A 25,624-nucleotide genomic window follows, 5' to 3' on the forward strand; every position below is an offset into this window, starting at 1 on the left:
CGCGAATGCGGTGGATCAGCAATGAATTTGTTGACTGACACACCGCATTCGCGAGCAAGCCCGCTCCCACATTTGGATCTCCACTTTTCAGGCAGAAAGCGGTGTGCTCTGGCTCTGTTTTTGATCTTGATCTTGATCCTAGGCGCCCCGTTAAACCACGCTGGCCGAACGCAGGCTTGAATCCGTGGGTAACCCGGCAGGACGCCGGGTTAGCCGCGCTGGGCCAGGGATGGCCCATCGCGGCGGCCCACGGATTCAAGCCGGAGTGAGGGCATGCCGAGCCTAGGCGAGGCACCGAGTGGTGGGGCAAGAGCCTTTTGGTTACTTTTGGGCTCTTTCCAAAAGTGACCCGCCGTAAGGGCGGAACCAATACCAGCCGTTACCCAAAAAACGGATATTCACCCACACTCCACATCACTGATAACTATCAGACACCCCCCGCAAATGCCCCATCACCATGTCCCGAAACAACAACGCCTGCGGCGACAATGGCTTAAAGCTGTTATGAATCACCGAAATATTCACCGCCGCCGCACTCTCAAACCGCCGGATCACCAACGGCAGCAAATTCCCCGAAACCGCCAGCGCATCGACCACCGCAATCTCCCCACTGGCCAAACTGAACAGGCTCGCAATCAACCCCGAACGCACCTGCAACCCAATATTCAATTGCGCCAATACGTCGCCATACACCTTCTCTTCATTGATCCCATACAACTCCTGCAACGGTACCGAAATCAGCCGGTGGCCAATCAAGTCCGTCGGGCTGATGGACGCAAGCGAAGCCAGCGGATGCGAAGGCGCCATGATGCACACCAGCGGGCAGCTATAGCGCGCATGCACCGTGATGCTCGGGTGGTCGACTTCAAAGGTGGTGATGCCGATGTCGACGATTTTCTCCGCGACCACATCGGTCAGGGCGCCGGGCAGCGGCAGGATCACTTTCACGCTCAGGTCCGGCCGCTCCTTGACCGTCTGCGCCAGGCTCTGCGGCACCACCGACATGCCCAGGCTGGGGGAGGCCGCGATGTACAGGTTGCCCTTGGACGGGTTGGCCAGTTCGCTGGACAACTCACGCACCCGTTCCACGTTGCGCCACAGCCGCTCGACCTCTTCGTACAGCTCGCGCGCTTCGCTGGTCGGGACCAGGCGGCCCTTGACCAGTTCGAACAACTTGGGACCACCACGTTGCTGGGTGTGGCTGAGCATTTTGCTCACGGCGGACTGGGAGATATGCAACAACTCGGCGGCGCCCGCGATGCTGCCGGTGAGCATGATGGAACGGAAGACTTCCATCTGGCGAAGATTCATAAGTTAGAACACTCGGGTATTGCCTGTTAATAAAACCGAGCACTTATAGCCTGATCTTTTATCGCGCTCAATCAATAAACCGTCTTCAAATAGACCGTGTTCTTTTAACCATATAACCGCAGTGCCACATGAGTAAAAGTTAGTGTTGTCCGCTGTTTTTTCCATAGGTATGGCCGCGCAGGGCAGGTAAATTGGGCCCCGTGTGACATACCAGGCAAGCAATCAACACACCACCGAATTGCCCCCTGGCCACTCTTTTATCAACTTTTGAATAGACAAATGTTCGACAGCCACTGCCCCTGCGTTTATGTCAGGGCGCGGTGACGGCTGTTGGCTGGGGAATAAGGAATGATCAAGGGCAGGTTCAAACAGTGCAGGCTGTCGCTCGCGGTGGTGGCAGTCGTGGCAGGCATGCAGGCACAAGCGGCAGAAGACAGCGACACCACCCCGCAGTTGAATGCGGTGGTGGTGACCGGCACGCGCTCGGAAAACCGGACTGTGCTGGAGTCAATGCAACCGATCCAGGTGGTGTCCAGCAAAACCCTGCAAAGCACCGGCAGCAACGAGTTGTCCGAAGCCCTGTCGCGGTTGATCCCGTCCTTGAATTTCCCGCGTCCGGCCAGCTCCGGGTTCACCGGGATCATCCGCCCGGTGCAGATGCGCGGCCTGTCGCCGGACCAAGTGCTGGTGCTGGTCAATGGCAAGCGTCGGCACACCAGTGCCTTCCTCAACACCAACGTGACCCAGGGCCGTGGCTCGGCGCCGGTGGATCTGGGGGCGATTCCGCTGTCGGCGATCGACCATATCGAAGTGCTGGGCGACGGCGCATCGGCGCGTTACGGCTCGGATGCGATTGCCGGGGTGATCAACGTCATCCTCAAGAAAGATGACGAGGGCGGGCAGGTCACCACCAGCTACGGCCAGTACTCCAAGGGCGACGGCATCCAGCGTCATGTCGACGCCGACACCGGTTTCAAACTCGGCGAGCGCGGCAGTGCGCACTTGAGTTTCGACGGCAACAACAATGACTTCACCAACCGCGCCGGTCCGGACAATCGCAATCCTGGCGCGCCGGGTTATGGCAGCACCACGTATCGCCTTGGCGACCCGGACATCACCAACGGCAAGGTCATGCTCAACGCCGATTACGCCTTGAGCGACGACCTGACCGCCTACGGGTTTGCCGGCTACAACAAGTCCACTGGCGATACCTGGGATGCCTTTCGCAACGGTCGCGCTTCCACCTTCGACCGCGCTGCGCACCCTGAAGGCTACCTGCCGCGCCTGCACGCCGAGACCCAGGACCAATCGCTGGTACTGGGCCTGCGTGGGCTGTTGGCCGATTGGAAATGGGACGCCAGCGTCGACTACGGTCGCAATGAAATCGACCTGAGCAGCCGCGACACCCTCAACCGGTACCTGTACCGCGACACCGGCAATGCCCAGCAGAACTTCGATGACGGCAGCCTCACCAGCAGCCTGGCGGTGTACCAGCTGGACTTCAGCAACGAGTTGGCGGTGCCGCTGTTGAGCAACCCGTTGTCGGTGGCGTTCGGCCTGGAATACCAGCACCAGACCTACCAGGAAAGCAGCGGCGAAGCCAACTCCTACTACGGCACCGGCGCCGAAGGTTTCTCCGGCCTCAAGCCCGGCGACAGCGGCAGCTACCGCCGCGATGTGGTGGCGCAGTACATCGACCTGGAAACCAACCTGACCGATAAATGGCGCGCCTCGGTTGCCCTGCGCCATGACGACTACAACGACTTCGGCGGTGCCACCACCGGCTCGTTCTCCAGCCGATATGACTTCAACCCGGTGGTCGCCGTGCGCGGCAGTGTGTCCACGGGCTACCGTGCGCCGTCGTTGGCACAGCAGCATTACTCGGCGACCACCAGCGCCCTCAACACGTCGATCAACGCCTACCAGGACCAGCTCACCGCCTCGGTGGATTCGCCGATTGCACGCTTGCTCGGTGCAGAGGATTTGAAGGCCGAGAAGTCGCGCAACATCAGCCTGGGTTTGGTGCTGCAACCGACTGATGATTTCAGCGCCACGCTCGATGTGTACCAGATCAACATCAATGACCGGGTGACCCTGTCGAGCAACCTCAACGTGCAAACCGCCGCCGGCCAGGCTTACCTGGCGGCCAACGGGATTGCCACCGATCTCTACCAGTCGGTGCGCTACTTCACCAACGCGGTGGACACCCAGACCCGTGGCGTCGACCTCACCGGCCAGCATCGCTACCGTTTCGACAATGGCGGTCGCCTCAACAGCACCGTGGGCTACAGCTACAGCAAGACGCGCGTCACCGACATCAAGGACAACCCCACCGCGCTGGCGCAGAGCGGCCTGAACCTGGACCGCATCGACCGCCGCGACCGCTACGGTGTACTCACCGACAGCACACCGCGCAGCAAGCTGTCGTTTTCCACCGACTACAGCAAGGACAATTGGGGCCTGCACGCCAACCTCGTGCGCTACGGCAGCTTCCTGGCGGTGAGTAACACCGGCGCAGCCTACGACCAGCGTTTCGATGCCAAATGGGTGCTGGACCTGTCCACCAGCTACCGCTACACCGACTGGCTATTCACCGTGGGCGGCGACAACGTCACCGACGCCTACCCGGACAAACGCAACAGCCTGAACAACCCCGGCCATCAGAACGTCAACTACATCTCCTACTCGCCATTCGGCATGAACGGCGCGTTCTACTACCTCAAGGCGACGTATTCGTGGTGATGCGGTTGCTCAAGGCCTGGCTGGCGGTCAGCGTGCTGACGGCTGCGCTGGGCGCGATGGCCGAGGACGGGTCGGTGTTGCAGCGCATCCACGCGCGTGGGGTGGTCAACGCCTGCACCAATGTCGAGAACCGTCCGTTCGCCTACCTGACGCCGTCGGGGCAGGCGGTGGGTTTCAACGCCGACCTGCTGGAAAACCTGCGCCAATCCCTCAGCCAGCGCCTGGGCCGCGAGATCGGCGCACAGACCATCGCGACCAGCGGCGCCAATCGCGTGCCGTTCGTGCAGCAGGGTAAGTGCGACGTGATCATCACCGGCTTCAGCGTGACCGAAGAACGCCAGCGCCTGGTGGACTTCATCTTCCCGGGCTTCTATGCCTCTGGCGCGGTATTGCTGACCCGTGACGACCAGCCGGTGGCAAGTTGGGAGAGCCTGCGCGGTGCGACGTTGTGCAGCAGCCAGGGCTCGACCTACAACCAGGCGGTGTCCGAGCGTTATGGGGTCAATATCCTCGCGTTCGCCGGGCTCACCGAAAGCGCCCAGGCCCTGCGTGACCGACGCTGCATCGGCCAGGTGATGGACGAGGCGGTGGCGCGCCTGCGCCTGCAGGACAGCCAGCAATGGCAGGGCTATCGCATCCAGTTGCCGGTGATTCTCGAAGCCCCCTGGAGCATGGCCGTGGCCAAGGGCGACGCGCAGTGGCGCGAGCTTCTGGAGCAACTGGCGTTGCACTGGCGCCAGAGCGGTTTCCTGTATGAACTGGAAAGCCGCTATGGCTTGCCCCACAAGCATCCGCTGGACCCGAGCGAAGTCGAGAGTGCGGCGCAGGACAAACAGAGCCTGCCGTATTTCCTGCAACGCCTCACCGACGGATTTGAACGTCTCAATACCCGCACCGGCTGGAATTTTCCGGTGTTCTACGACGGCTGGACCGCCCGCCAATTTGCCTCCGGCATCGTCACCACCTTGCAACTCTCGGCCATTGGCATTTTCGGTTCGTGCTTGATCGGCCTGTTCGGTGCGCTGGCGATGGGGGCTTCGCGGCCGTTGCGCTGGCTGGTGCGCGGTTATGTCGAGCTGCTGCGCAATACGCCCAGCCTGGCGCAGTTGTACTTTATTTACTTCGGCGTCGGCGCGTTGTTGCGCGGCGGCCTGGAGGGTGGCGCGGCCCCTTGGTACGCCAACCCGTTCGGGCTGGCGGCGTTGTGCATCACCTTGCATTACGGCGCGTTTGCGGTGGAAATCGTGCGCGCCGGGCTGCTCGCGGTGCCGCCCAGCACCCGCGACGCGGCCCTGGCCTTGGGGTATGGGCGCGCGAGTCGGCTGTGGCATATCCAGTTGCCCCTGGCCTTGCGTGCCTGTTTGCCGGCGCTGGGCAACAACATGGTGCAACTGATCAAGGGCAGCTCCATTGCCTACGCCGTGGCAGTGCCTGAGGTGTTGTACAGCGCCCAGGAAATCTGGAGTGAGCGGTATAACGTGGTGGAAATGATGCTGCTGGTCCTGGTCACGTATTTCTGCGCAATGGCAGTGCTGGCCTGGGCACTGCACCGCCTGGAACGGCGCCTGCAGATTCCCGGGGGTGGCGCATGAACGAAGTGATTGTGGCCCTGCTGCCGTGGCTGCCGCTGATGCTCAAGGGCTTTGCGCTGAACCTGTGGATCGGTGTGTTGGCGATGCTGTTGGCGTGCCTCGCCGGTGTCTGCCTGGGGACCCTGCAGCGCGCCCGTTCGCGCGTGCTGCGGCTGGGTGCACGCGGGCTGACGCAGTTGCTGCGTAACGCGCCGTGGCTGGTGGTGATGTTTTTTGTGATGCACCTGCTGCCCTATGAATGGCACCTGGCTGGCACGGTGATCAGCTTGCCGGCGTGGCTCAAGGCGGTCTTTGCCCTGGCCTTGCCGGCGGCGGGCAATGCTTCGGAAATCGTGCGCGGCGCCTTGCAGTCAATCCCACGGACCCAGTGGGAAGCCGCCACCGCCCTGGGCTACGGCCCGGTGGCCCAACTGCGTCATGTGATCCTGCCCCAGGCCTTGCGGCTGATGGTGCCGCCGGCGTTGGGCCTGTACTGCGTGGTGACCATGTCCAGCGCGCTTGCCAGCCTGCTCGGGGTGGGAGAGTTGCTCAGTGCCAGCCGCGAGATCCTCGCCGCCACCGCGCGCACCGATTTGCTGCTGCCGGTCTACGGGCTGGTGCTGGCGTTGTTCTTTTTCTACATCTTTCCGCTTTCACTGCTGGCCCGTTCCCTGGAACGGCGCCTGGCCTACAGGTAACCCATGAAACGTATCCTGGAAAACCCCTTTATCGCCTTGCACGCGGTGAGCAAGGCCTACGGTGACACGCCGGTGCTCAAGGGCATCGACCTGGCCGTGGGGCGTGGCGAAGTGGTGTGCATCATCGGCCCGTCGGGGTCGGGCAAGTCCACGGTGTTGCGCTGCATCAACGCCCTGGCCGAGATCGACCAGGGCGAAATCACCCTCGACGGCGCACTGATCGGCAGCCCGCAATTGCCCCTGCAGCAGTTGCGCCAGCGGGTGGGCATCGTGTTCCAGAGCTACAACCTGTTCCCCCATCGCACGGTGTTGCAGAACGTCAGCATGGCCCCGGTCCAGGTCCTCGGGCGCGACCGCCACGCCGTGGAGCAAGAAGCCCGCGCGCTGTTGCAACAGGTGCGCCTGGAAGGCAAGGAACAGGCGTATCCCGGCGAGTTGTCCGGCGGCCAGCAGCAGCGGGTGGCAATCGCCAGGGGCCTGTGCATGCAGCCCCAGGTGATGCTGTTTGATGAGGTGACCGCCGCCCTCGACCCGCACACCGTGAAGGAAGTGCTGGGGGTTATCCGTTCGATCGCCGCCCAGGGCATGACCTGTGTGCTGGTCACCCATGAGATGCGCTTTGCCCGCGAGGTCGCCGACTACGTGTATTTCATCGATCAGGGCGAGGTGGTGGAGCACGCCACGGCCGAGGCATTTTTTGACACCCCACGGGACCCGCGTACCCGTGACTTTCTCGACACCGTGCTATGAGCGCCTTTTATGACGTGGCCGTCGTCGGCGGTGGCGCGGCCGGGATTGCCGCAGCGCTGGCAGCGGCCGAGTGTGGCCGGCGCGTGGTGTTGATCGAGGACTATGGTTTCTTCGGCGGCACTGCGACCATCTCCGGGGTGCAGTCCTACTGTGGCTTCCTCACCAGCGGCCCGACGCCGGAGCGGGTGGTGGCTGGCATGGGGCAGCGGGTGCTGGACGCCCTGCAGGCGTTCGGGCATTCGGTGGAACCGGTGCTGCAAAGCTCGGGTAACTGGATCATCCTGCTCGACCCCGAACGCCTGAAGACCGTGCTCGATCGCCTGGTGCTGCGCGCCGGCATCACGCCGCTGCTGCATTGCCGCGTCATCGCTACCGAAGGCAAGAACGGCCATATCGATGCCTTGCTGTGCAGCCATCCCGAAGGCAGCCTGCGCCTCGAGGTCGGCAGTGTGGTGGATGCCACCGGCAACGCGAATGTGGCGGCGATGATCGCCCCGCATAGCCTGCGCCCGCGCCTGCAGGCCGCGACCCTGACCGTGCGCATCGGCAATGTCGAGCCCGGGCATGCGCCGGACCGCGAGGCCCTGCAAGCGGCCGTCATCGACTACCAACGGCGCACACGGCGGCACCTGGCGCGCAGCAATGGCGGTTACTTCGTGCCGTTGCCGTGGTCGGGCAGCTACTGGGCGATGATGATCGATGTCGACCTGGTCAACACCGACGCGCACTACCTGACCCGTGCCGAAATCGAAGCCCGCACAATCGCCCATGACTACCTCGAATCGTTGCGCCGCACCGTGCCGGGGTTTGCCCAGGCGATCCTGGAAACCAGCGGGCCGCAACTGGGCATCCGCTCCACCCGCTGCGTGATCTCCCAGCAGGACGTGGTGGCCGACGACGCGCTGAGTGCACGGCAACGCTCGAATGGCATCGCCCGTTCCGGCTGGCCTTGTGAGTTGCACCCGCAGTCCGGCGTCACCGAGTACCGCGCCATCCCGCACCACGGCTGGTTCCATGTGCCGTTTGGTGCACTGATTCCCGAAGGCAGCGACAACCTGTGGCTGGCCGGCAGCTCAATTGGTGCCGACGATATCGCCTTCGGCTCCGTGCGGGTGATGGGCACCAGTTTTGCCACCGGGCATGCAGCGGGCGTGTCGGCCGCGCTGTCCAGTCGGCTGGCGCAGCGCACCGGGTTCGATGCGGTGAAACGTGTGTTAATCGAACAAGGCGCCTTGCTATGAGCCCTTCAAGACGTGTGTTGATCACCGGTGCCGGCAGTGGCATCGGCCTGGCCGTGGCCCAGGTATTCCAGGAGCAGGGCGCCGAAGTGATCGGCTGGGACCTGGCGCCGAATCCGCAGGCCGGGTTTCCCATAACCGCCGTGGATGTGCGTGACCCGGCCGCCCTCCAGCGCGCCGCCGAAGGCTTGCAGCGCCTGGACGTATTGGTGACCTGCGCGGGTATCGCGCGCCGCGCGTCGGCCATCGATATGCGCGCCGAAGATTGGCAGGCGGTGCTGCAGACCAATCTCAGCGGCGCGTTTTACAGCTGCCAGGCGGCGTTTCCAGCATTGGCGGCGTCGGGCGCCGGGTTGATCGTCAACATCGCTTCATTCATCGCTCACCGTTCCGGCCCCGGCCGGGCCAGCTACGCCGCCGCCAAGGCCGGCGTGGTGGCAATGACCGAGGTGCTGGCACTGGATTTCGCCGCGGCCTCGGTGCGCGCGATCTCCGTCAGCCCCGGCTACACCCGCACGCGCATGGTCGCAAGCGCCATCGAGGCCGGGCGCCTGGATGAGCAACATCTTCTGGCCAGCATTCCCCTGGGCCGGCTCGCCGAACCCCGGGAAATGGCGCAGGCCATCGTGGCCCTTACCGGGCCGGCTTTTCAGTACGCCAACGGCACGGACTTCGTGATCGATGGCGGCATCATGGCGCAAGGGGTTCAATAACCGTGGCAACGACGATAGACCGGCAGTGGGTCGCACGACATCTGCTATTGCTTGAGGCTCCCATCCCCGACGCGGTTTCGCGTGCGCTCGGGCGCCTGCTCGCCGACACCGTGGCGATCGCCGCGTACGCAAGGCGCCATCAAGTGGGCGGCACCCGCATCGACAGTGCCCTGGCGCAGCCGGTCGCCGCCGGTTGCTCGGTGTGGGGCGCGACGCTGCGCACCGACCCCGCGCGCGCCGCGCTGCTCAATGGCACCGCCGCCGAGGCGCTGGACTTCCAGGAGGTGTTGATCAACCCGCGTAACAACGGGCACGCCGCCGTGGTGATCATCCCGGCGATTCTGGCGCTGGCCGAACAGCATGGCGTGGTCGGCGAGCGCTTGCTGCGGGCGCTGTGGATCGCCTTCGCGGCCAATATTTCCCTGGCCGAGGCCCTGGGACGTGGCCACCGCACGGCGCAGGCGGGGTTTCGTACCACCTCGCTGATCGCACCGGTGGCCGCGGCGCTGGGTGGTTCGGCGTTGCTCGATGACGACCTTGACCGCGCCTGTCACGGCACCGCCATTGCCGCCAGCGCCCTGAGTGCCGGGTTGCTGTCGGCGCTGTCGCCGACGGTGGGCAGTTACAGCCAGGACAAGGACCTGGCCGTGGGGTTTTCCGCCCAGCACGCAGTGCAGTCGGTGTTGCTCGCCCAGGCGGGCGCCACCGGGCCGGCGGCGTTCCTGACCGGCGAGCACGGCTGGCTGGCCAGCTTTGGATTTGATACCGCACAGGATGGGTTTTTATCCGCCGATCCGCTGGAGAAGCACCTCGACAGCTTTGCGATCAAACCGTATCCCGCCTGTTTTGGTTGCCAGACGGCGATTCGCCTGGCGCTGGAACTGCGTCAGCAGGTGCCGGCGGGGCAGGTGGTGAGCGTGGTGGTGCGGGTCAACGCCGGCAGTGCGCGGTCGCTGTCGACCCGGGCGATCGACAATGACCTGGCCGCGCGTTTCAGCTTGCCGTATGTGGTGGCCAGCGCCTTTGTCCGCGGGCGCGCCGCGCTGGAAGACTTCGAGGGCGAGGCGCTTGCCGATCCGCAGGTGCTGGCGTTCATGGCGCGTGTGCATATTGAAGCGAGTGCCGAGATGGACCAGCGCCAAGCGCGCAGCGGAGGATTTCCTGCGGCCTTGAGTGTGCACGCGTTGACCGGCGAGTCGGTCGAGTTGGCCTATGACGGGCCGGATGCCGCGCTGGATGCGGCCGGCCGCGATGGTTTGTTGCACGCCAAGTTGCACGCGCTGTGTGACGGCCCGTTGCTGGCGACCCTGCAGGCTCTGGTGACGGCGCCGCTGCAGGCCGAGCGCCTGTTCGGGATCGGCCCATGAGGTTGCTCGCACTGCTGCTGAGCCTGGCGATTGTGCCGGCGTACGCCGAGGTCAGCCCCCAGGCGCGTGCGCTGCATGAGCGCTTGCTGGTGCTCGACAGCCACCTGGATACGCCTCGGCAATTGTCGCGCCCGGGCTGGAGTATTTTGCAGCGGCATGGCCGTGAAGACTTGTCCCAGGTCGACCTGCCGCGCATGGTCGAAGGCGGTCTCGACGGCGGTTTCTGGGCGGTGTACACGCCCCAGGGCAGCGACGATGAAGCCGGCGTGGCGCGGGCCGCCGACCAAGGCCTGGCGACCCTGACGCGTATTCGCGACATGGTGGCGCGCTACCCGGCGCAATTCGGCCTGGCGTTGCAGCCGCAGGATGCGCCACGCCTGGCTGCCGAGGGCAAGCGCGTGGTGTTTATCAGCATGGAAAACGCCGAGCCCCTGGCTGCCGACCCACGGCTGTTGGCGACTTATCAGCGCCTCGGCCTGCGCATGCTTGGCCTGGTGCACAGCGCCAACAATCGAGTCGCGGATTCGGCCACCGCCATTCCTCAATGGCACGGCCTGAGCCCGGTCGGGCGCGACCTGGTGCAGCGCGCCAATTGCCTGGGCGTGCTGCTGGATGCCTCACATGCGTCCGACCAGGCGTTCGACCAGATGCTCGCCTTGTCGCGCGCGCCGATCATCGTCTCGCATTCCAGCAGCCGCGCGATCAACCCGCACCCGCGCAACCTCGACGACGCGCGCATGCTTCGCCTGGCGGCGAGTGGCGGGGTGATTCAGATCAACACCTATGGCAGCTACCTGATCGCGCAGCCACCCAATCCCCAGCGTGACAAGGCGCTCAAGCCGCTGTTCGAGCGCTTGCGCCTGATGCCGGCGCTGCAGCCGGCGCAGTTCCAGGCGCTGTCGGCGCAGATACTCGACGTGCAGCAGCGTTATCCCAACCCCCAGGCGACTTTTGCCGACTTCATGCGCCATCTGCTGCACGCGCTGGAGCAGGTCGGGCCGCTGCACGTAGGGATCGGCGCGGACTGGGACGGCGGCGGCGGGGTGCAGGGGCTGGAGGATGTCAGCCAGTTGCCGAAGATCACCGAAGCGTTGCTGCAGGCCGGGTACAGCGAGGCGGACATCGGCAACATCTGGAGCGGCAACCTGCTGCGCCTGGTGGGCCGGGCGCAAGCGCAGGGGCGTCAATTGCAGGCGGAGGGACAGTGTCGGGGTGAGTGAACATTGCGAAATGTTTCGTCGAATGCGAAACTGACGTAATTGTGAATACTTATCATCTGGCCCCATCTTTATCCCCCAGTCCGCGCATCCTGATCATCGAGGATGACGTCGAGCTGTGCACGCACCTGAGCAACCATCTCAGCCGGCGCGGCTTTGCCTTGAACAGCGCCCATTGCGGTGGCCAGGGCCTGGACCTGGCGCTGCAGGCACCGGTGGAATTGATCCTGCTGGACATCATGCTGCCGAGTGAAAGTGGCTTGAATATCCTGGCGCGGCTGCGCCAGGAGCGCGGTACGCCGGTGATCCTGATGTCGGCCCTGGGCGCCGAGCAGGATCGCATCACCGGCTTCAGCCAAGGCGCCGATGACTACCTGCCCAAGCCCTTCAGCCTGGCCGAACTGGATGTGCGCATCGACGCGTTGCTGCGGCGCGTGGCGATCGATTGCGGCACGCGGGCGCCGTCGATGCCTTCGCGGCATTCCGCCCTGGCGTTCGACGCGCAGGCGCGGGACGTCAACTTCAACGGCCGCGCCGCCGGCCTGACCTCATCGGAATTCCGTCTGTTGTGCACGCTGCATGAGCACACAGGCGAGGCACTGACCAAGGCCTTCCTCTACCAGCACGTGCTGCACCGGCCCTACACCCGCCTGGATCGTGGCCTCGATGTGCATGTGTGCAACCTGCGGCGCAAGCTGGCTGCCATCGAGGTACAGGGCATCCGCATCGACGCGGTGCGCCATCAGGGTTATGTGCTGTTGTGCGACGGCGCCTGATGCAACGTCGTCATCCCTTGCTGTGGAAAATGGCGCTGCTGCAAGTGTGTGCCTGTTTGCTGCTGGTATGGCTGGTGTGGAGTTGGGGCTTGCGGGTGGAGCGCAACACCTACTTCCTGGAGGCGTCCGACCGCATCGCCCTGGCTGCCTATGCGGCCGAGGCCGAGCACGTGGCGGCCACTGGCGACGCCGCGGCGGTAGAGCGCTGGCGCCTGGCATTGCAGCAGCGCGAACACACCTGGGTGGCGGTGCTGGATGACTACCTGCAAAGCCTGGGCACCACGCCGTTGAGCGCCGAACAGGTCAGCCACCTGACGTTCATGCGCAAGCTCAGTTGGCCAATGAGCAAGCGCCTCGAAGACGAATTGCCGTACGTGAGCATGGCTTTCCCGGAGCACCCCGAGCGTGGGCGGTTGGTGATGCAATTGCCCGAACGCCTGTTGCCGCCGGGGCTCACGCCGTGGACCCATGTGTTCACCCACGGCCTGGTGCCGGCGTTGTTGGCGCTGGCACTGGGGCTGGTGCTGTACCGCCATCTGGTGCAGCCGTTGAATGAACTGCGCGAGCGCGCCAACGCGTTGAGTGCCGGCGACCTCGCACCGCTGGCCAGCAGCAGCGTGACGCGCCGTCCGGATGAACTCGGCGAACTGGCCCGCGCCTATGAACACATGGCCGAGCGCCTGCGCCAGAGCCTTAATCAGCAGCGGCAATTGCTGCGCACCTTGTCGCATGAAATCCGCACGCCACTGGCACGTTTGAAAATCGCCAGTGACAGCGGCCTGCCGCCCGAGCAGTTGCAGCAACGCCTGTCACGGGAAGTGGAGGAGATGCGCCGGCTGGTGGACGACTCCCTCAACCTGGCCTGGCTCGACACCGAAAAACCTCGCCTGGAAGCCGAAGCGGTGGTGGTGGCCTCCGTCTGGGAAGCGCTGGTGCAGGACGCGCATTTCGAAACCGGCTGGCCGCTCGAAGCGCTGGTGTGCGAGCTGGACAGTACGTGCCAGGTGCACGTACACCTCAACAGCTTTGCCCAGGCCGTGGAAAATATCCTGCGCAACGCCATCCGCCACTCACCGCCCAACGGCGTGATTCGCCTGAGCGGCCAGCGGGATGGCGACCGCTGGTGGCTGGTGATCGAAGACCAGGGGCCAGGCGTTGCCGAGGGCGATCTGCAGCGCATCTTTGAAGCCTACCTGCGGCTGGACGGCACGGTGGGCACGGGTTTTGGCCTGGGATTGAGCATCGCGCGGCGTGCCATCGAACTGCAGGGCGGCGAGTTGTGGGCGACCCAGGGTGCCTCGGGATTGCGCATGAATCTGCGCCTGCCCACGGCAAATGTTTAGAAAGTTAATGTTCTTTACTCGCAATTGCATCTGATTATCATCTGCGATCTTTGATGGCCCACCGCTATCGGTCGGGCTGCGCTTGGAGATCCCCGCATGTTCCGCTTGTCCCTGCTTGCCGTGAGTATTTGCAGCCTGTTGCCCGTCAGCAGCTTCGCCGCCGAGGCCGAAGCCCCTGCGCAGATGGAACTGCCGACCCAGACCGTATTGGGCACCGCGCAGGAAGAGATCAAGCAGATGCCCGGTGTGTCGATCATCACCGCTGAAGACATCAAGAAACGCCCACCGGCCAACGACTTGTCGGACATCATCCGCACCATGCCCGGCGTCAATCTCACCGGCAACTCCAGCAGCGGCCAGCGCGGCAACAACCGCCAGATCGATATTCGCGGCATGGGCCCGGAAAACACCCTGATCCTGGTGGACGGCAAGCCGGTCGGCAGCCGCAATTCGGTGCGCTATGGCTGGCGTGGCGAGCGTGACAGCCGCGGCGACAGCAACTGGGTGCCAGCCGATCAGGTCGAGCGCATCGAAGTCATTCGCGGCCCCGCGGCAGCGCGTTATGGCAACGGCGCGGCGGGTGGCGTGGTGAATATCATCACCAAGCAGCCGGGCACGCAAACGCACGGCTCGGCATCGATCTACCACAACTTCGCCCAGCACTCGGCCGAAGGTGAGACCGAGCGCATGAACTTCGGCCTCAATGGCCCGCTCACCGACACCCTCAGCTACCGCGTGTACGGCAACGTGGCCAAGACCAACGCCGACGATGCCGACATCAACAGCGGGCATGAATCCCTGCGCACCGGCAACCAGGTCGGCACGCTGCCGGCGGGGCGCGAGGGGGTGCGCAACAAAGACGTCAACGGCCTGCTCAGCTGGAACATCACTCCCGAGCAAACCCTCGACCTGGAGGCCGGTTTCAGCCGCCAGGGCAATATCTATACCGGCGATACCCAGAACACCAACAGCAACGCCACCGTGAAGAACATGCTGGGGCATGAGACCAATATTCTCTACCGTGAAACCTACGCCGTGACCCATCGCGGCGAATGGGATTTCGGCAGCACCCTGGCCTACGTGCAGTATGAAAAGACTCGCAACCGCCGTCTCAATGAAGGCCTGGCCGGTGGCCTGGAAGGGATCTTTTCCGCCAACAGTTTCAGCACCAACGAACTGCGCGACCTGACCGCCCACGGTGAAGTCAACCTGCCGCTGCACGCAGGTGTCGACCAGGTGCTGACGCTCGGCAGCGAGTGGGTCGAACAGAAGCTCGGCGACCCGAATGCCAACCTGCAAACCACCACGGCTGGCGGCAGCGTGCCTGGCTTGTCGAGCACCTCTCGCAGTGACTCGTCGGCGTCGCGCATTTTTTCGCTGTTCGCCGAAGACAACATCGAGCTGCGCCCCGGCACCCGCCTGACCCCGGGCCTGCGCCTGGACCACCACAACATCGTCGGCGACAACTGGAGCCCGTCGCTCAACCTGTCCCAGGTGCTCACCGACACGTTGACCTTGAAGGCCGGCATCGCCCGTTCGTACAAGGCGCCGAACCTCTACCAGCTCAACCCCAATTACCTGCTGTACAGCAACGGCCAGGGTTGCTACGGCCAGACCACCAGTTGCTACCTGCAAGGCAATGCCGACCTCGACGCGGAAACCAGCGTCAACAAGGAACTGGGCCTGGAGTACCGCAATGACGGCGTGGTCGCCGGCCTGACGTATTTTCGTAACGATTACAAAAACAAGATCGAGTCCGGCCTGACCCCGGTCGGCACGGCGTCCGGCGGCACCGGCAGCACCGCCCGCGCGAGCATCTTCAAGTGGGAGAACGTGCCCAAGGCGCTGGTCGAAGGCCTGGAAGGTACCGTTGCGCTGCCGCTGGGCGAGCAGGTCAACTGGACCAACAACTTCACCTACATGCTCCAATCGAAAAACAAACAGACCGGTGATGTGCTGTCGGTCACGCCCAAGTACACCCTCAACTCGATGCTCGATTGGCAGGCCACCCAGGACCTGTCCCTGCAGGCGAGCGTGGCCTGGTACGGCAAGCAGACTCCGAAGAAATACGACTACCACGGCAACCGCGTGACCGGCACCAGCAACAACCAACTCTCGCCGTATGCGATTGCCGGGGTGAGCGGTACCTACGCCCTGACAAAAAACCTCAGCCTCACCGCCGGCGTGGACAACGTGTTCGACAAACGCCTGTGGCGCGAGGGCAATGCCCAGGGCGTGAACAACATCGAAGGCGCCGGCGCCGCGACCTACAACCAGTCCGGGCGCACCTTGTACACCAGCCTGACGGCGTCGTTCTGATGGCGCGCGCATGCTGGTTGGCGTTGTTTTTTGTGCAATGTGCCTGTGCCCAGCCGGCACCCGACCAACTGATGGATGCACCGGTATTGCGTGAGGCCAGCGACTACCAGTTCAGCACGCTGGAGCTGGACTCGGCTGACGGCGCGCGGCACTACCGGGTGTGGCTGGGGCGCCCGCTCAAGGTCAGCGCGGCCAGCCCCGTGGCCTATCTGCTCGATGGCAATGCGGCGATGGCGGCGCTGGATACCGAACTGCTCAACCACCTGTCCCATCGCCCGGCGCCACCGGTACTGGTGGCGGTGGGGTATGCGACGCCGCTGCGCATCGAGCGCAATGCGCGGACGTTTGACTACACCCCGAGAGTGGGCGAGGGCGCGCAACGTGATCCCTTGACGGATGTGCCCAGCGGAGGCGCCGATCAGTTCCTGGATTTGCTGACGGAGCAGATCCGGCCGCTGGTCAACCAGCGCCTGGAGATACAACCCAGGCGGCAATTGCTGTGGGGGCATTCGTATGGTGGGTTGTTGGTGCTGCATGCCTTGACGACGCGTCCGCAGGCGTTTGACGACTACGCCGCGGCGAGCCCGTCGCTGTGGTGGAACAATGGCGTGATTCGTACCGACGGACTTGCGCAGCGCCTGCACGCAAAGCGGCCGACCTTGCTGCTGATGCGCGGGGATGCAGAACCGGCCAGCCCGGCCAGGGCCGCCAAGCCGCAGGACGATGGCGCGGTCAAGCGCCTGTTGGCCTCGCTGCAAAGTGTCGAGGGGCTGACCGTGCGCTACCAGGCATTCCCGGGCCTGGGGCACGGGCCGATGTTGGCGGCTTCATTGCGCTACACGTTGGAGCAGATGAGCCAATAACTGCTCCCACCTTTGATCTTCATACACCCGGGGTCTCATGCCCCACCCCAATCCCCTGTGGGAGCGGGCTTGCTCGCGAAGGCGGTGTATCAGCTGATGCATTTGGTGGCTGATCCACCGCTTTCGCAGGCAAGCCAGCTCCCACATTTGATCTCCATACACCCGAGGGCCAGAGCCATACCTTGAGCCCCCTGTGGGAGCGGGCTTGCTCGCGAAGGCGGCCTGTCAGTTGATGTATTTGGTGGCTGACCCACCGCTTTCGCAGGCAAGCCAGCTCCCACATTTGATCTCCATATGCCCGGGTGCCTGGGCCATACCTTGATCCCCCTGTGGGAGCGGGCTTGCTCGCGAAGGCGGCCTGTCAGTTGATGCATTTGGTGGCTGACCCACCGCTTTCGCAGGCAAGCCAGCTCCCACATTTGATCTCCATATGCCCGGGTGCCTGGGCCATACCTTGATCCCCCTGTGGGAGCGGGCTTGCTCGCGAAGGCGGCCTGTCAGCTGATGCATTTGGCGACTGATCCTCCGCCTTCGCAGGCAAGCCAGCTCCCACATTTGATCTCCACACATCCGGGTGCCTGGGCCCTACCTCAATCCCACCTGTTGGCCTTCTACCCCATCTTCAAGGCGCGCACACCAGCGCCTGGCGCTCATAGTTCAGCGCCTTGTTCTGTGGTGCCAGCGCATAGTGGGCGCTGCATTGCTGGTCGCCCCACTTGATCACTAACGTACCTTGATCCTGCTCGACCAACGCCAGCGCATTCCCATTCGGGTCGGCAATTGCCAGTTGCTTGCCGTTGCCATCTTCCAGCGAAGCGCCGAACGCCAGCGGTTTGTGCTGTGCATCAAACAACTCGAACAGCACCCGCCGTCCGGTGGTGCCGCTGTAATGCGCGACGACCACGGCGCCTCGGCGTGGCACCAGTTGTTGGGTGGCGTTGGTGACCTCCACATTGCCGCCCAGGTCGCGGGTGTCCAGGCTGATCCAGTTGACCCGGTAAGGTTGCGCCGTCGGGATCACCGCATAGCCGTTGTAGCCGGTCTCCACGCCGCTGTAGCTGCTGATCTTCGCCCCGGAGATGCCCGGTACTTCAGCCAGCGCGAAGGTCTCGCTGACGGTTTGCCCCAGGTTGATGCCGCCTGCATGGGCCACCACGGAGCCGGCGATGTTGAGGTTCTGCGAGTTGTAGCCCTGGCCCTGGCTGTAGCCGAGGCTCACGTCTGCCATGGAGGTGCGGCTGTTGAGGTTCACCGAACCGGAACTGCCGCTGGTGTCGCTGTGGCCCGCTTGCACCGAATAAAAGGTGTCGCTGGTGTCGGCGACGTAGCCATTGATACCCGCCTGGGTGGTGGTGTCGCCGTGCTGGCGGCTGGTGGTGACAAACGCCCGCGGTGCGCGCGCCTGGCCGCCCAGCGGGAACGAGATGGACAGGTTCAATTGCGTGTCGCTGCTCGGCGCGCCCCAGGTCACGATCTGCTTGGTGCGCGTCACGCCGAGGTTGTAGCTCAGGTCACCCCAGTTGCTGGTGTAGCCGGCCGAAAAGCTCTGCGAACCACCGCGATTCCAGTAGCGCTGGTCACTGGCGTTCACATACAGGCTGCCGAACGCATTGTTGCGGCCAAGGCTCTGGTTGATGGTCAGGTCAGTGCGGGTTTTCGAATGGCCGGTGCGCACGCGCACGTCTTCGCTCATGTCTTCGACGTGGTCGGTGAGGGTGCGGTAGCCCTCGGTGGAGTAGCGATAGGCGGCCAGGGTGAAGTTGGTGTCGGTGCCGGCAAACGTCTTGGCATACAGCGCGCGCACGCTGCTGCCCTGGGTGGTTTGCCCACGGGCCTTGCTGGATGAATGCGTGGCGTCCAGGGAAAACGCACCCAGCGCGGTGTTCTTGCCGGCGCCGATCGACAGCGCGCTGTAGTCCTCGCTGGCTTGCACGCCGACGATGCCGCTGAGGTTGCTGGTCAAGCCGTACGCCAGGGTGCTGCTGATAAAACGCGGCGTCGCCAAACCGTCGGCATTGCTCTTGAAGGTACCCGCCGAGAGGCTGTATTTGACTTGCCCCTCACGCACCATGATCGGCAGGCTGGAGAACGCCTGCATCGTCACGCGGCGGCTGCCGTCGGACTCGATCACGGTGATTTCCAGGTCGCCGTTGGAGCCGCTGGGGTAGATGTCGTTGATTTCGAACGGCCCCGGCGCAACGTTGGCGGTGTAGAGGATGTAGTCGTTCTGGCGGATTTCGACCGTCGCGTTGGTCTGCGCCACGCCCCGAATCACCGGCGCATAACCGCGTTCGCTGTCGGCGCGCATGCCGTCATCCGAGGCCAGTTTCAAGCCGCGATAGCGCACGCTGTCAAACAGGTCGGCGTCGGAGAAAATCTCACCGGCGCTGAACTGGCCCTTGATCGGCGTGACGTCATGCTGCAGGTAGGTGCGATTGCTGGTGAACGTGTTCGAGCGCCCGGTGCCGCCATTCATGTTCGACTCGTTGCGCAGGCGCCAGGCACCCAGGTTGATGCCGTTGCGCAGGCCGAGGTTGTTGTTGATGCGGGTGTCGGCGTCGCCAGCGCTGCGGTTGCTGTTGAGCTGGTAGTTGATGAACGCGGCAGGCACGCCGTCGTCCCACAACTGCGGGTCGACATACCCGCGCAAACCGCGCTGCATGGCCACCTGCGGAATGCTCGCCAGCAGGCGTAGGCGGCTGCTGTCGTAGCGCACGCTGGCTTCCTCAATCATGTCGGCGAGGGCGTAGCAGTCCTGCGGGTGCTGCGGATCCAGCTTGCCCTGGGCCTGCAAGCGGGCCATGTCGATGCCCAGTTGCTTGAGCAGGTCGAGGGTCAGGCAGGCTTCGACGCGACCGTTCCCGGGGTTGCGCTTGAAGTCGATGTCACGGCGACCGACCAGCACTTCGTTGCTGTACAGGTCGACGCGGTAAGTGCCCGGCAACACGCTGTTGGCCGACAGCAATTGCTGCAGGTCGACGGCGGACTGCGCGCCTTGCAGGAAGGTGGTGTTGAAGGTTTCCGCAGGCTCGGCGGCCAGTGCCCAGGCGGGCAGGCTGGCGGCAATCGCGAGCGACAGCGTCTTCAACTTCAGTGCGCCACGGACGGGCCTGTTGCTGGAAATAAAAGACATGCGAAGACCTGTGACATCCCTGGTTGGCGAACAGCCGGGCACGCAAACACGCACGCGAAGTGAGCCTGTGGGTTAGACGAAGTGCTTAGGGTTTGAGGCGCGATTCAGTCGCGTACGCGGCTGCCGCAGCGCCGATGGACAGGGGCGCGGTGTAGTGGTTTTGCGCGCCGTAGTCATTGATGCTGGAAAACGACAACTGCACCGGGCCGCTGGCGGGCGTCGCGCTGAGCGGGAACTGTTTTGCCTCGCCGGGCGCAATCATGGTGGAGTCGCTGGCCAGTTGCGCCTGCACTTTGATGTCGGCCATCGACACGTGGTACAGCGTCGGGTTCTTCACCAGCAGCAGGGTTTGCGTGCCCTGTTTGGCCAGGCGCCACTCCAGCTGCGCCGGGGCTTGCAACGCATTGCCGGGCAAGCCGGCAGGGCGGTAGAAGATCTTGATGCGTTGGCGGATGGCCAACTGCAACGTGTTCTCGGCCTCACTGGCCTTGGGGATTTCCTGCACATTGAGCCACACCACCGACTCGCGGTCGGTCGGCATGCCGGCGCCTTGATAGAGGATGCGCAGCAGTTGCTGCTCCTTGGCAAATACCCGTGCCAGGGGCGGGGTGACGGCAAACGGTGCACGGCTGCCACTGGCGTCGTTCATGTCGACCCAGGATTGAATCAACACGTCCTGGTTGCCGTTGCGCACGGTGATATTGGCTTCCTTGTGGCTGCCATCGAACACGATACGCGTGGCGTTGAGTGAAATGCTGGCGGTGGCCTGGGTAGCCATAAGCATGCCCAGCAGCACCAGGCTCGCGGTGATAATACGAGGCTGCATGAGGGTGTCCGGTGTCATCAAAAATAAATGGCGAGGCCGCAGGGCCTCGCGCGTTCGGTGCTCAGGCGCGCCGAGTTACTCGTATTGCAGGATGAACGGCAGGGTCGCGTCACCGCGACCGGCGGTGGAGGCACCGGCGGCACCGGTGGTGACGTAGGCGGCTGCGAAGCTCATGGTGGCGTCGCCGCCTTCAGTGCCCTGACCGTGCATGGTGCTTTCAATGCGTGCGGTGCTCGGCGAGCTGAGGTCGATCAGGCTGCCTTTGCTGTCGAGCAGGGCGATGCCGACGTTTTGCGCGGTGGCCGAACCCGGGTTCAGGGCCAGGACTTTCTTGCCGGTGACCAGGCCCGAACCGCCGTTGTTGGCGTCAAAGATCATCGCGACTTTGGTGCCCTGGTTGCAGTTGACGTTCAGGTTGAAGTCTTTGGCGGTCACACGACCTGCGGTTGGGTTTTCGGCGGTGCCCATGTCCTTGATCGAGACGTTGCCCATGTCCACGGAGATGGTGCGGTCGGAGTTGGCGCCGTCCACCGAGCACGCGTCATTGTTGATCACGCCAGTGAAGGTAATTTTGCCGCTGCCGCCCAGGGTCGGCGTCGGTGCCGTTTCATCGGCAAATGCGCTGCCGGAGGCCGCAACCAGGGCCGAGGCGATAACAGCCAGGGAAAACTTCTTCATGATGATGTCCGTTAGTGTGAGTTGGAAAGTGCGGTTGTTGAACTGCGGGGCAAGAATAAAAAGTCCAAGGTTTGGACGACATAAGACGATTCTTATAAACCCTGGAGCAGGCGGGAGAGCTGCGTTCTAGAGCGGTCAGGAGCGGGGGCGGGGCGAAGCCATTGCCTTGAATGGCTTGCTGGAGGGGCAGGTCAGTTGAAGATATTACGCGCCAGGCAATAAGCGAGCAGGTCCTGGTCGCTGCTCACTTCAAGTTTGCGCATGGCCGATATCTTTTGCGCACTGATGGTCTTGGAACTTCGATTCTGGCTGCGCGCGATATCACTCACGCTCATGCCCGAGATAAACAAACGCAGGATCTCGAACTCCTTGGGCGACAGGCTGGTGAAGCGCTCGTCGAAGTCCGTGAGGGTCTCGATCACTGATGTCTTCGGCGGTTCCAGGCTGCGATAGGCGCTCTTCTGGGCAATCGCCTTGAGCGCCAGTTGGATCTCGGTGTGCAACTGGCTTTTCTGGATGATGCCGACCACGCCCAACTCCTGCAGGCGGGTGAGAATCAGCTGGTTGGAAATCATCGTCAGGATCAGGATCTGCACCTGCGGGAAATGCCGCTTGAGGTACTCCACCAGTTTCAGGCCATCGCCGTAGGGCGAGTCTCCCGGCATGTTGTAGTCGGTGATCACAATGTCGACGCCCTGGCGCTGCAACAGCGCGATCAGCCCGGCTGAACACACGGCCTCGCCGACCACTTGGAAGCGGGTGTCGCGCTCCACCAGCTCGCGAACGCCCAGCAATACGATCGGGTGATCGTCCGCGATTACCACGTTGAATTTTTTCATAAAGGGCCGTCCGTAGTGCCAGTTCAGGTGAGTGAAGGGTGCCCGGGCCGAAGCGTGTCCAGGACGGCCGACAGGCGCTGCATCACCGCCTTCACCTTGAGCGCAAGGGCAGTGTCGAGGCTGCCGCGGTTAAGTTGGTCTTCCAGTTCGATACAGGCCTGGGCCAGGTCGAGGGCCTGCACGGCGCCCAATGCGCCGGCGGCCGAATGCAGCAGTTGGCCGAGGGCACGCGCATCGCGGCGTTCGAGCGCCGCGCCGATGCGTTGCAGGTCCTGCTCTACGCTGCTGATGAACAACGGGCGCATGGTCTCCGACAACTGCACGCTGTCGTCGCAGGGCACGAGGTCGGGCTCGACCGGCGGCTTTACCTTGCACAGTCTGATCAACTGGCCGCGCAGGGTCTGCAGGCTCAACGGCTTGACGATCCAGGCGTTCATGCCCACCGCCAGGCAGCGCACGCCTTCCTCGCGCATCGCGTTGGCGGTCACGCCGATAATCGGCAACTGCGGATCATGCTCGCGCAGGGCGCGGGCGAGTTCATAGCCATTCATCAACGGCATATTCACGTCGGTGAGCACCAGGTCGAAGGCCTGCGGCAGCCACAGCTGCAAAGCCTGCTCGCCGTTGGCCGCCAGGGTCACCGAGCAACCGAGCGCCTCCAGCTGTTCCTTGATGATCGCCTGGTTGACCGGGTTGTCCTCGGCCACCAGGATGCGCAGCCCCAGTTGCCCGGCACTGTGTGGCCGGGCCGCTGGCGGTTGCTCGTGCTTGCCGTGCTGCGCCAGCGACACGGTGGCAGCGATGGCGCGCACGTCGTGCAGGTCGACGACCCAGCCCTGCTCGGTGTGCAGTGGCGGGCTGTGAGCGCCTGGCAGGCAGCGCACGCGTTGGCCGGCCCAGGGTTGGGCGGGGTCGCCGGGCAGCAGGTCGACCAGCACTGCGTAGCGGCTGTCCTGCTCCTGGGTGGTCGCCGCCAGCGCCGCCGCGATGCCCAGGCGATTGAGCCAGTCACTCATCGACTGCGCCAGCTCGCGCACCGGCGCCTGCACATACACCGGCGTCGGGCTGGGCTCGATCAACGGCAACTGGGTCAGCGCACCGCCACACAGTGGCAGGCGCAATTTCAGGGTAAAGCTGCTGCCCAGGCCCGGCTCGCTGACTACGCGGATCTCACCGTCCATCATCTGCGCCAGCCACCGGCAAATCGGCAGCCCCAGTCCGGCCCCGCCTTCGCTGGCGGTGTCCGGTGCCTGGTAGAACAGATCGAACAGCTTGGCCTGCTGGGCCTCGGGGATACCGACGCCGGAGTCGGTGACCTGCCATTCCAGGTCGACGTTGCCGGCGTCGCGCGCCGTGACCCTGGCGCGAATCACCACGCGCCCGATGTCGGTGAACTTGATGGCGTTGCTCACCAGGTTGTTGAGGATCTGGCGAATACGCATCGGGTCGCCCATCACGCAATCGGGCAATTGCGCATCGATGCAACTGTAGAGCTGCAAGCCCTTGCGCTGGGCGGACGCGGCGTAGGTGTGCAGGGTGTCTTCGAGCATGTCCAACGGGCAGAAATCCACGGCCTCTATCGCCATTTGCCCGGACTCGATTTTCGACACGTCCAGCACATCGCTGATCAGCTGGAACAGCGTGCCGGACGAACGCTGGATGGTGTGCAGGTAGGTTTGCTGGTGCGGGTCGAGGTCGGTCAGCCCGAGCAGTTCGAGGGTGCCGAGCACGCCATACAGCGGCGTGCGGATTTCATGGCTCATGGTCGCCAGGAATAATGTCTTGGCCTCGTTGGCGGCATCCGCGGCGCGGCGTGCATCTTCGAGTGCCTGGGCGTCGTCGATGTGGCGGGTGATGTCGTTGAAGGCGTAGAGGCGCACGTCTTCGGCCTGATAACGGGTCGACACAAAGCCGATCTGCAGGTGCCGGCCTTCGATCTCCAGGTGCGTCTCGCCGCTCTCGGCGCTGTCATGCGTGCCGGCCATGGCGGTGACCAGGCGCGCGGTGCCGGGCCATTGCTGGGCGCGCTGGTTCTCGATGAGGACCTTGCCGTCGCTGCGCCGCACCACGCACAAGCCGGTGGGCGCGGTATCGATGATCACCCGGCTGAAGGCCACGCTTTCGGCGATGCGTTCGTGGGCCAGGCGCGCCGGGTTGATCACCTGGCGCCGGTACCAGCGGCTGCCGCCCCAGCCCAGGGTCACCAGGCCGACGAAGAACAGCGCCAGGCTACTCAGCGGCCACAGCGCGGAGTGGAAGAAGTGCGAGTAGTTCAGGCCATAGACCGCGCTCCACGGCTGGTCGCCTGGCTGGGTCATCTTGAATTCAAAGCCATTGGCATTGAAATGCACGCCATCGCTGAGCTGCCCGACGTCCGGTCCTGCCAGCCGGGTGCCGTCGGGTGCGATCAGGGTCAAGCGATCAAAGGCCGAGCGGTCCAGCGCGCGCTGTACATCGTCGACCCGCGCGAGGTCGAGCAAGGTGCCGACCACCGCCTGTTCCTGGCCGTCCAGCGGCAGCCCGATATACGCCAGCAAGTGCCCGGGCGCGGGGCCGGCCTGCCAATACACGCGGTTCTGCTCGAGCGGCTGCGGGGTGTTTTCCAGGGTTTGCTGCACGGCGTTGACCAGCGCCACCAGGTTGCCGGTTTCCTCGGTGTTCTCTCGACGCTGGTAGCCCACCGACGGCACCGTGATGGTGTAGTGGGTGTGGCGATTGAATAGAAAGGTTTGCGGCGCCTCGTACGGCGACGAAGACCAGAAGGCGCTGTAGTAGCTGGTCAGGTGCGCGCCGAGGGCGAAAATCTGCGGCCGCGCGGCGGGGCCGACTTGCTGCTCATCGAACTTGACGCTGAACGGCACCGAAAACGAGTACTTCTGGCCTTCGTACAGCGTGCGGTGGTTGTCGACCATGCGGCTTTTCAGGCTCACCTGCACGTTGGTCGCGCGCAGCAGTTCGGCCTGGATGCCGGGGTGCGTCAGGCTCCTGAGGTACGACTCCTGCTCCGTCAGGTTTTCCATCAGCCGCGCGAAATGAAAGCGCGTCGCGCCGTAGCGGGTTTCGACCCCGCGTTGCAGCGACCAGTAGTTGGTCAGTATCAGCAACAACGCGATGCCAATCAGCACCATCAGGCCTTTGTTCAGGCGCAGGGAGCTGCGGGTGAAGGCTTCGAGTATCGCGTTGTTGTGCTTCATCAGGGGGTTCCGCAGGCGCAGGATAAATCGGCACTGGAGGGAGCTT

The 25,624-nt window shown here is 64.0% G+C and carries 18 protein-coding genes; 12 read left to right on the plus strand and 6 right to left on the minus strand.

Translation table 11 applies throughout. The annotated features are described in order from the left end of the window. Positions 1-414 precede the first annotated feature (414 nt). On the minus strand, positions 415-1,311 hold the full coding sequence (locus tag QMX97_RS19550) for a LysR substrate-binding domain-containing protein (protein WP_106803252.1): 897 nt from the start codon (positions 1,309-1,311) through the stop codon (positions 415-417). A gap of 348 nt (positions 1,312-1,659) precedes the next feature. Here QMX97_RS19550 and QMX97_RS19555 point away from each other — a divergent pair, with 348 nt between their 5' ends. The 12 genes from QMX97_RS19555 to QMX97_RS19610 all read left to right on the plus strand — a co-directional run bounded on the left by QMX97_RS19555 (position 1,660) and on the right by QMX97_RS19610 (position 16,908). After that, positions 1,660-4,053, plus strand: coding sequence for a TonB-dependent receptor (locus QMX97_RS19555; RefSeq protein WP_201145392.1), 2,394 nt, complete (start codon positions 1,660-1,662; stop codon positions 4,051-4,053). Next, positions 4,053-5,645: an ABC transporter substrate-binding protein/permease gene (locus tag QMX97_RS19560; RefSeq protein ID WP_257236039.1), complete on the plus strand. Its 1,593-nt coding sequence runs from the start codon at positions 4,053-4,055 to the stop codon at positions 5,643-5,645. The genes QMX97_RS19555 and QMX97_RS19560 overlap by 1 nt, the downstream gene beginning before the upstream one ends. Further along, positions 5,642-6,322: an amino acid ABC transporter permease gene (locus QMX97_RS19565; RefSeq protein WP_213551087.1), complete on the plus strand. Its 681-nt coding sequence runs from the start codon at positions 5,642-5,644 to the stop codon at positions 6,320-6,322. Before QMX97_RS19560 ends, QMX97_RS19565 begins: the two co-directional genes overlap by 4 nt. A gap of 3 nt (positions 6,323-6,325) precedes the next feature. Beyond that, positions 6,326-7,072, plus strand: coding sequence for an amino acid ABC transporter ATP-binding protein (locus QMX97_RS19570; protein ID WP_120449127.1), 747 nt, complete (start codon positions 6,326-6,328; stop codon positions 7,070-7,072). Then, a complete protein-coding gene (locus tag QMX97_RS19575) occupies positions 7,069-8,313 on the plus strand; it encodes an FAD-dependent oxidoreductase (RefSeq protein ID WP_282397427.1) in 1,245 nt (414 codons plus the stop codon). The genes QMX97_RS19570 and QMX97_RS19575 overlap by 4 nt, the downstream gene beginning before the upstream one ends. Next, entirely contained in the window at positions 8,310-9,023 is a 714-nt protein-coding gene (locus QMX97_RS19580; RefSeq protein ID WP_262133303.1) for an SDR family oxidoreductase, read from the plus strand. The genes QMX97_RS19575 and QMX97_RS19580 overlap by 4 nt, the downstream gene beginning before the upstream one ends. Before the next feature lie 2 nt (positions 9,024-9,025). Continuing rightward, positions 9,026-10,390: an MmgE/PrpD family protein gene (locus QMX97_RS19585; RefSeq protein WP_158267383.1), complete on the plus strand. Its 1,365-nt coding sequence runs from the start codon at positions 9,026-9,028 to the stop codon at positions 10,388-10,390. Continuing rightward, positions 10,387-11,610 (plus strand): dipeptidase, encoded by a 1,224-nt coding sequence (locus QMX97_RS19590; RefSeq protein WP_282397428.1) that lies wholly within the window; start codon positions 10,387-10,389, stop codon positions 11,608-11,610. Before QMX97_RS19585 ends, QMX97_RS19590 begins: the two co-directional genes overlap by 4 nt. A 41-nt stretch (positions 11,611-11,651) precedes the next feature. Beyond that, entirely contained in the window at positions 11,652-12,383 is a 732-nt protein-coding gene (locus tag QMX97_RS19595; RefSeq protein WP_282397429.1) for a response regulator transcription factor, read from the plus strand. Then, positions 12,383-13,726 carry a sensor histidine kinase gene (locus QMX97_RS19600; RefSeq protein WP_120449122.1) on the plus strand — a complete coding sequence of 448 codons (1,344 nt, stop codon included), beginning with the start codon at positions 12,383-12,385 and terminating at the stop codon, positions 13,724-13,726. The genes QMX97_RS19595 and QMX97_RS19600 overlap by 1 nt, the downstream gene beginning before the upstream one ends. A gap of 96 nt (positions 13,727-13,822) precedes the next feature. Further along, positions 13,823-16,045 (plus strand): TonB-dependent siderophore receptor, encoded by a 2,223-nt coding sequence (locus QMX97_RS19605; RefSeq protein WP_201145384.1) that lies wholly within the window; start codon positions 13,823-13,825, stop codon positions 16,043-16,045. After that, positions 16,045-16,908, plus strand: coding sequence for an alpha/beta hydrolase (locus tag QMX97_RS19610; RefSeq protein WP_282397430.1), 864 nt, complete (start codon positions 16,045-16,047; stop codon positions 16,906-16,908). Before QMX97_RS19605 ends, QMX97_RS19610 begins: the two co-directional genes overlap by 1 nt. A 622-nt stretch (positions 16,909-17,530) precedes the next feature. On the opposite strand, the gene QMX97_RS19615 is transcribed toward QMX97_RS19610, so the two are convergent. The 5 genes from QMX97_RS19615 to QMX97_RS19635 form a co-directional block, all read right to left on the minus strand. After that, on the minus strand, positions 17,531-20,041 hold the full coding sequence (locus tag QMX97_RS19615) for a fimbria/pilus outer membrane usher protein (RefSeq protein ID WP_282397431.1): 2,511 nt from the start codon (positions 20,039-20,041) through the stop codon (positions 17,531-17,533). An 85-nt stretch (positions 20,042-20,126) separates the two neighbouring features. Next, on the minus strand, positions 20,127-20,867 hold the full coding sequence (locus QMX97_RS19620; RefSeq protein WP_282397432.1) for a molecular chaperone: 741 nt from the start codon (positions 20,865-20,867) through the stop codon (positions 20,127-20,129). A 75-nt stretch (positions 20,868-20,942) separates the two neighbouring features. Then, positions 20,943-21,545, minus strand: coding sequence for a fimbrial protein (locus tag QMX97_RS19625; RefSeq protein ID WP_065904210.1), 603 nt, complete (start codon positions 21,543-21,545; stop codon positions 20,943-20,945). A gap of 191 nt (positions 21,546-21,736) precedes the next feature. Then, a complete protein-coding gene (locus tag QMX97_RS19630) occupies positions 21,737-22,384 on the minus strand; it encodes a response regulator (RefSeq protein WP_065904208.1) in 648 nt (215 codons plus the stop codon). Between the two features lie 23 nt (positions 22,385-22,407). Continuing rightward, entirely contained in the window at positions 22,408-25,578 is a 3,171-nt protein-coding gene (locus QMX97_RS19635; protein WP_282397433.1) for a hybrid sensor histidine kinase/response regulator, read from the minus strand. Positions 25,579-25,624: the final 46 nt, after the last annotated feature.

The sequence above is a fragment of the Pseudomonas sp. PS01298 genome (assembly GCF_029959745.1).
Classification (GTDB): Bacteria; Pseudomonadota; Gammaproteobacteria; order Pseudomonadales; family Pseudomonadaceae; genus Aquipseudomonas; species Aquipseudomonas aylmerensis.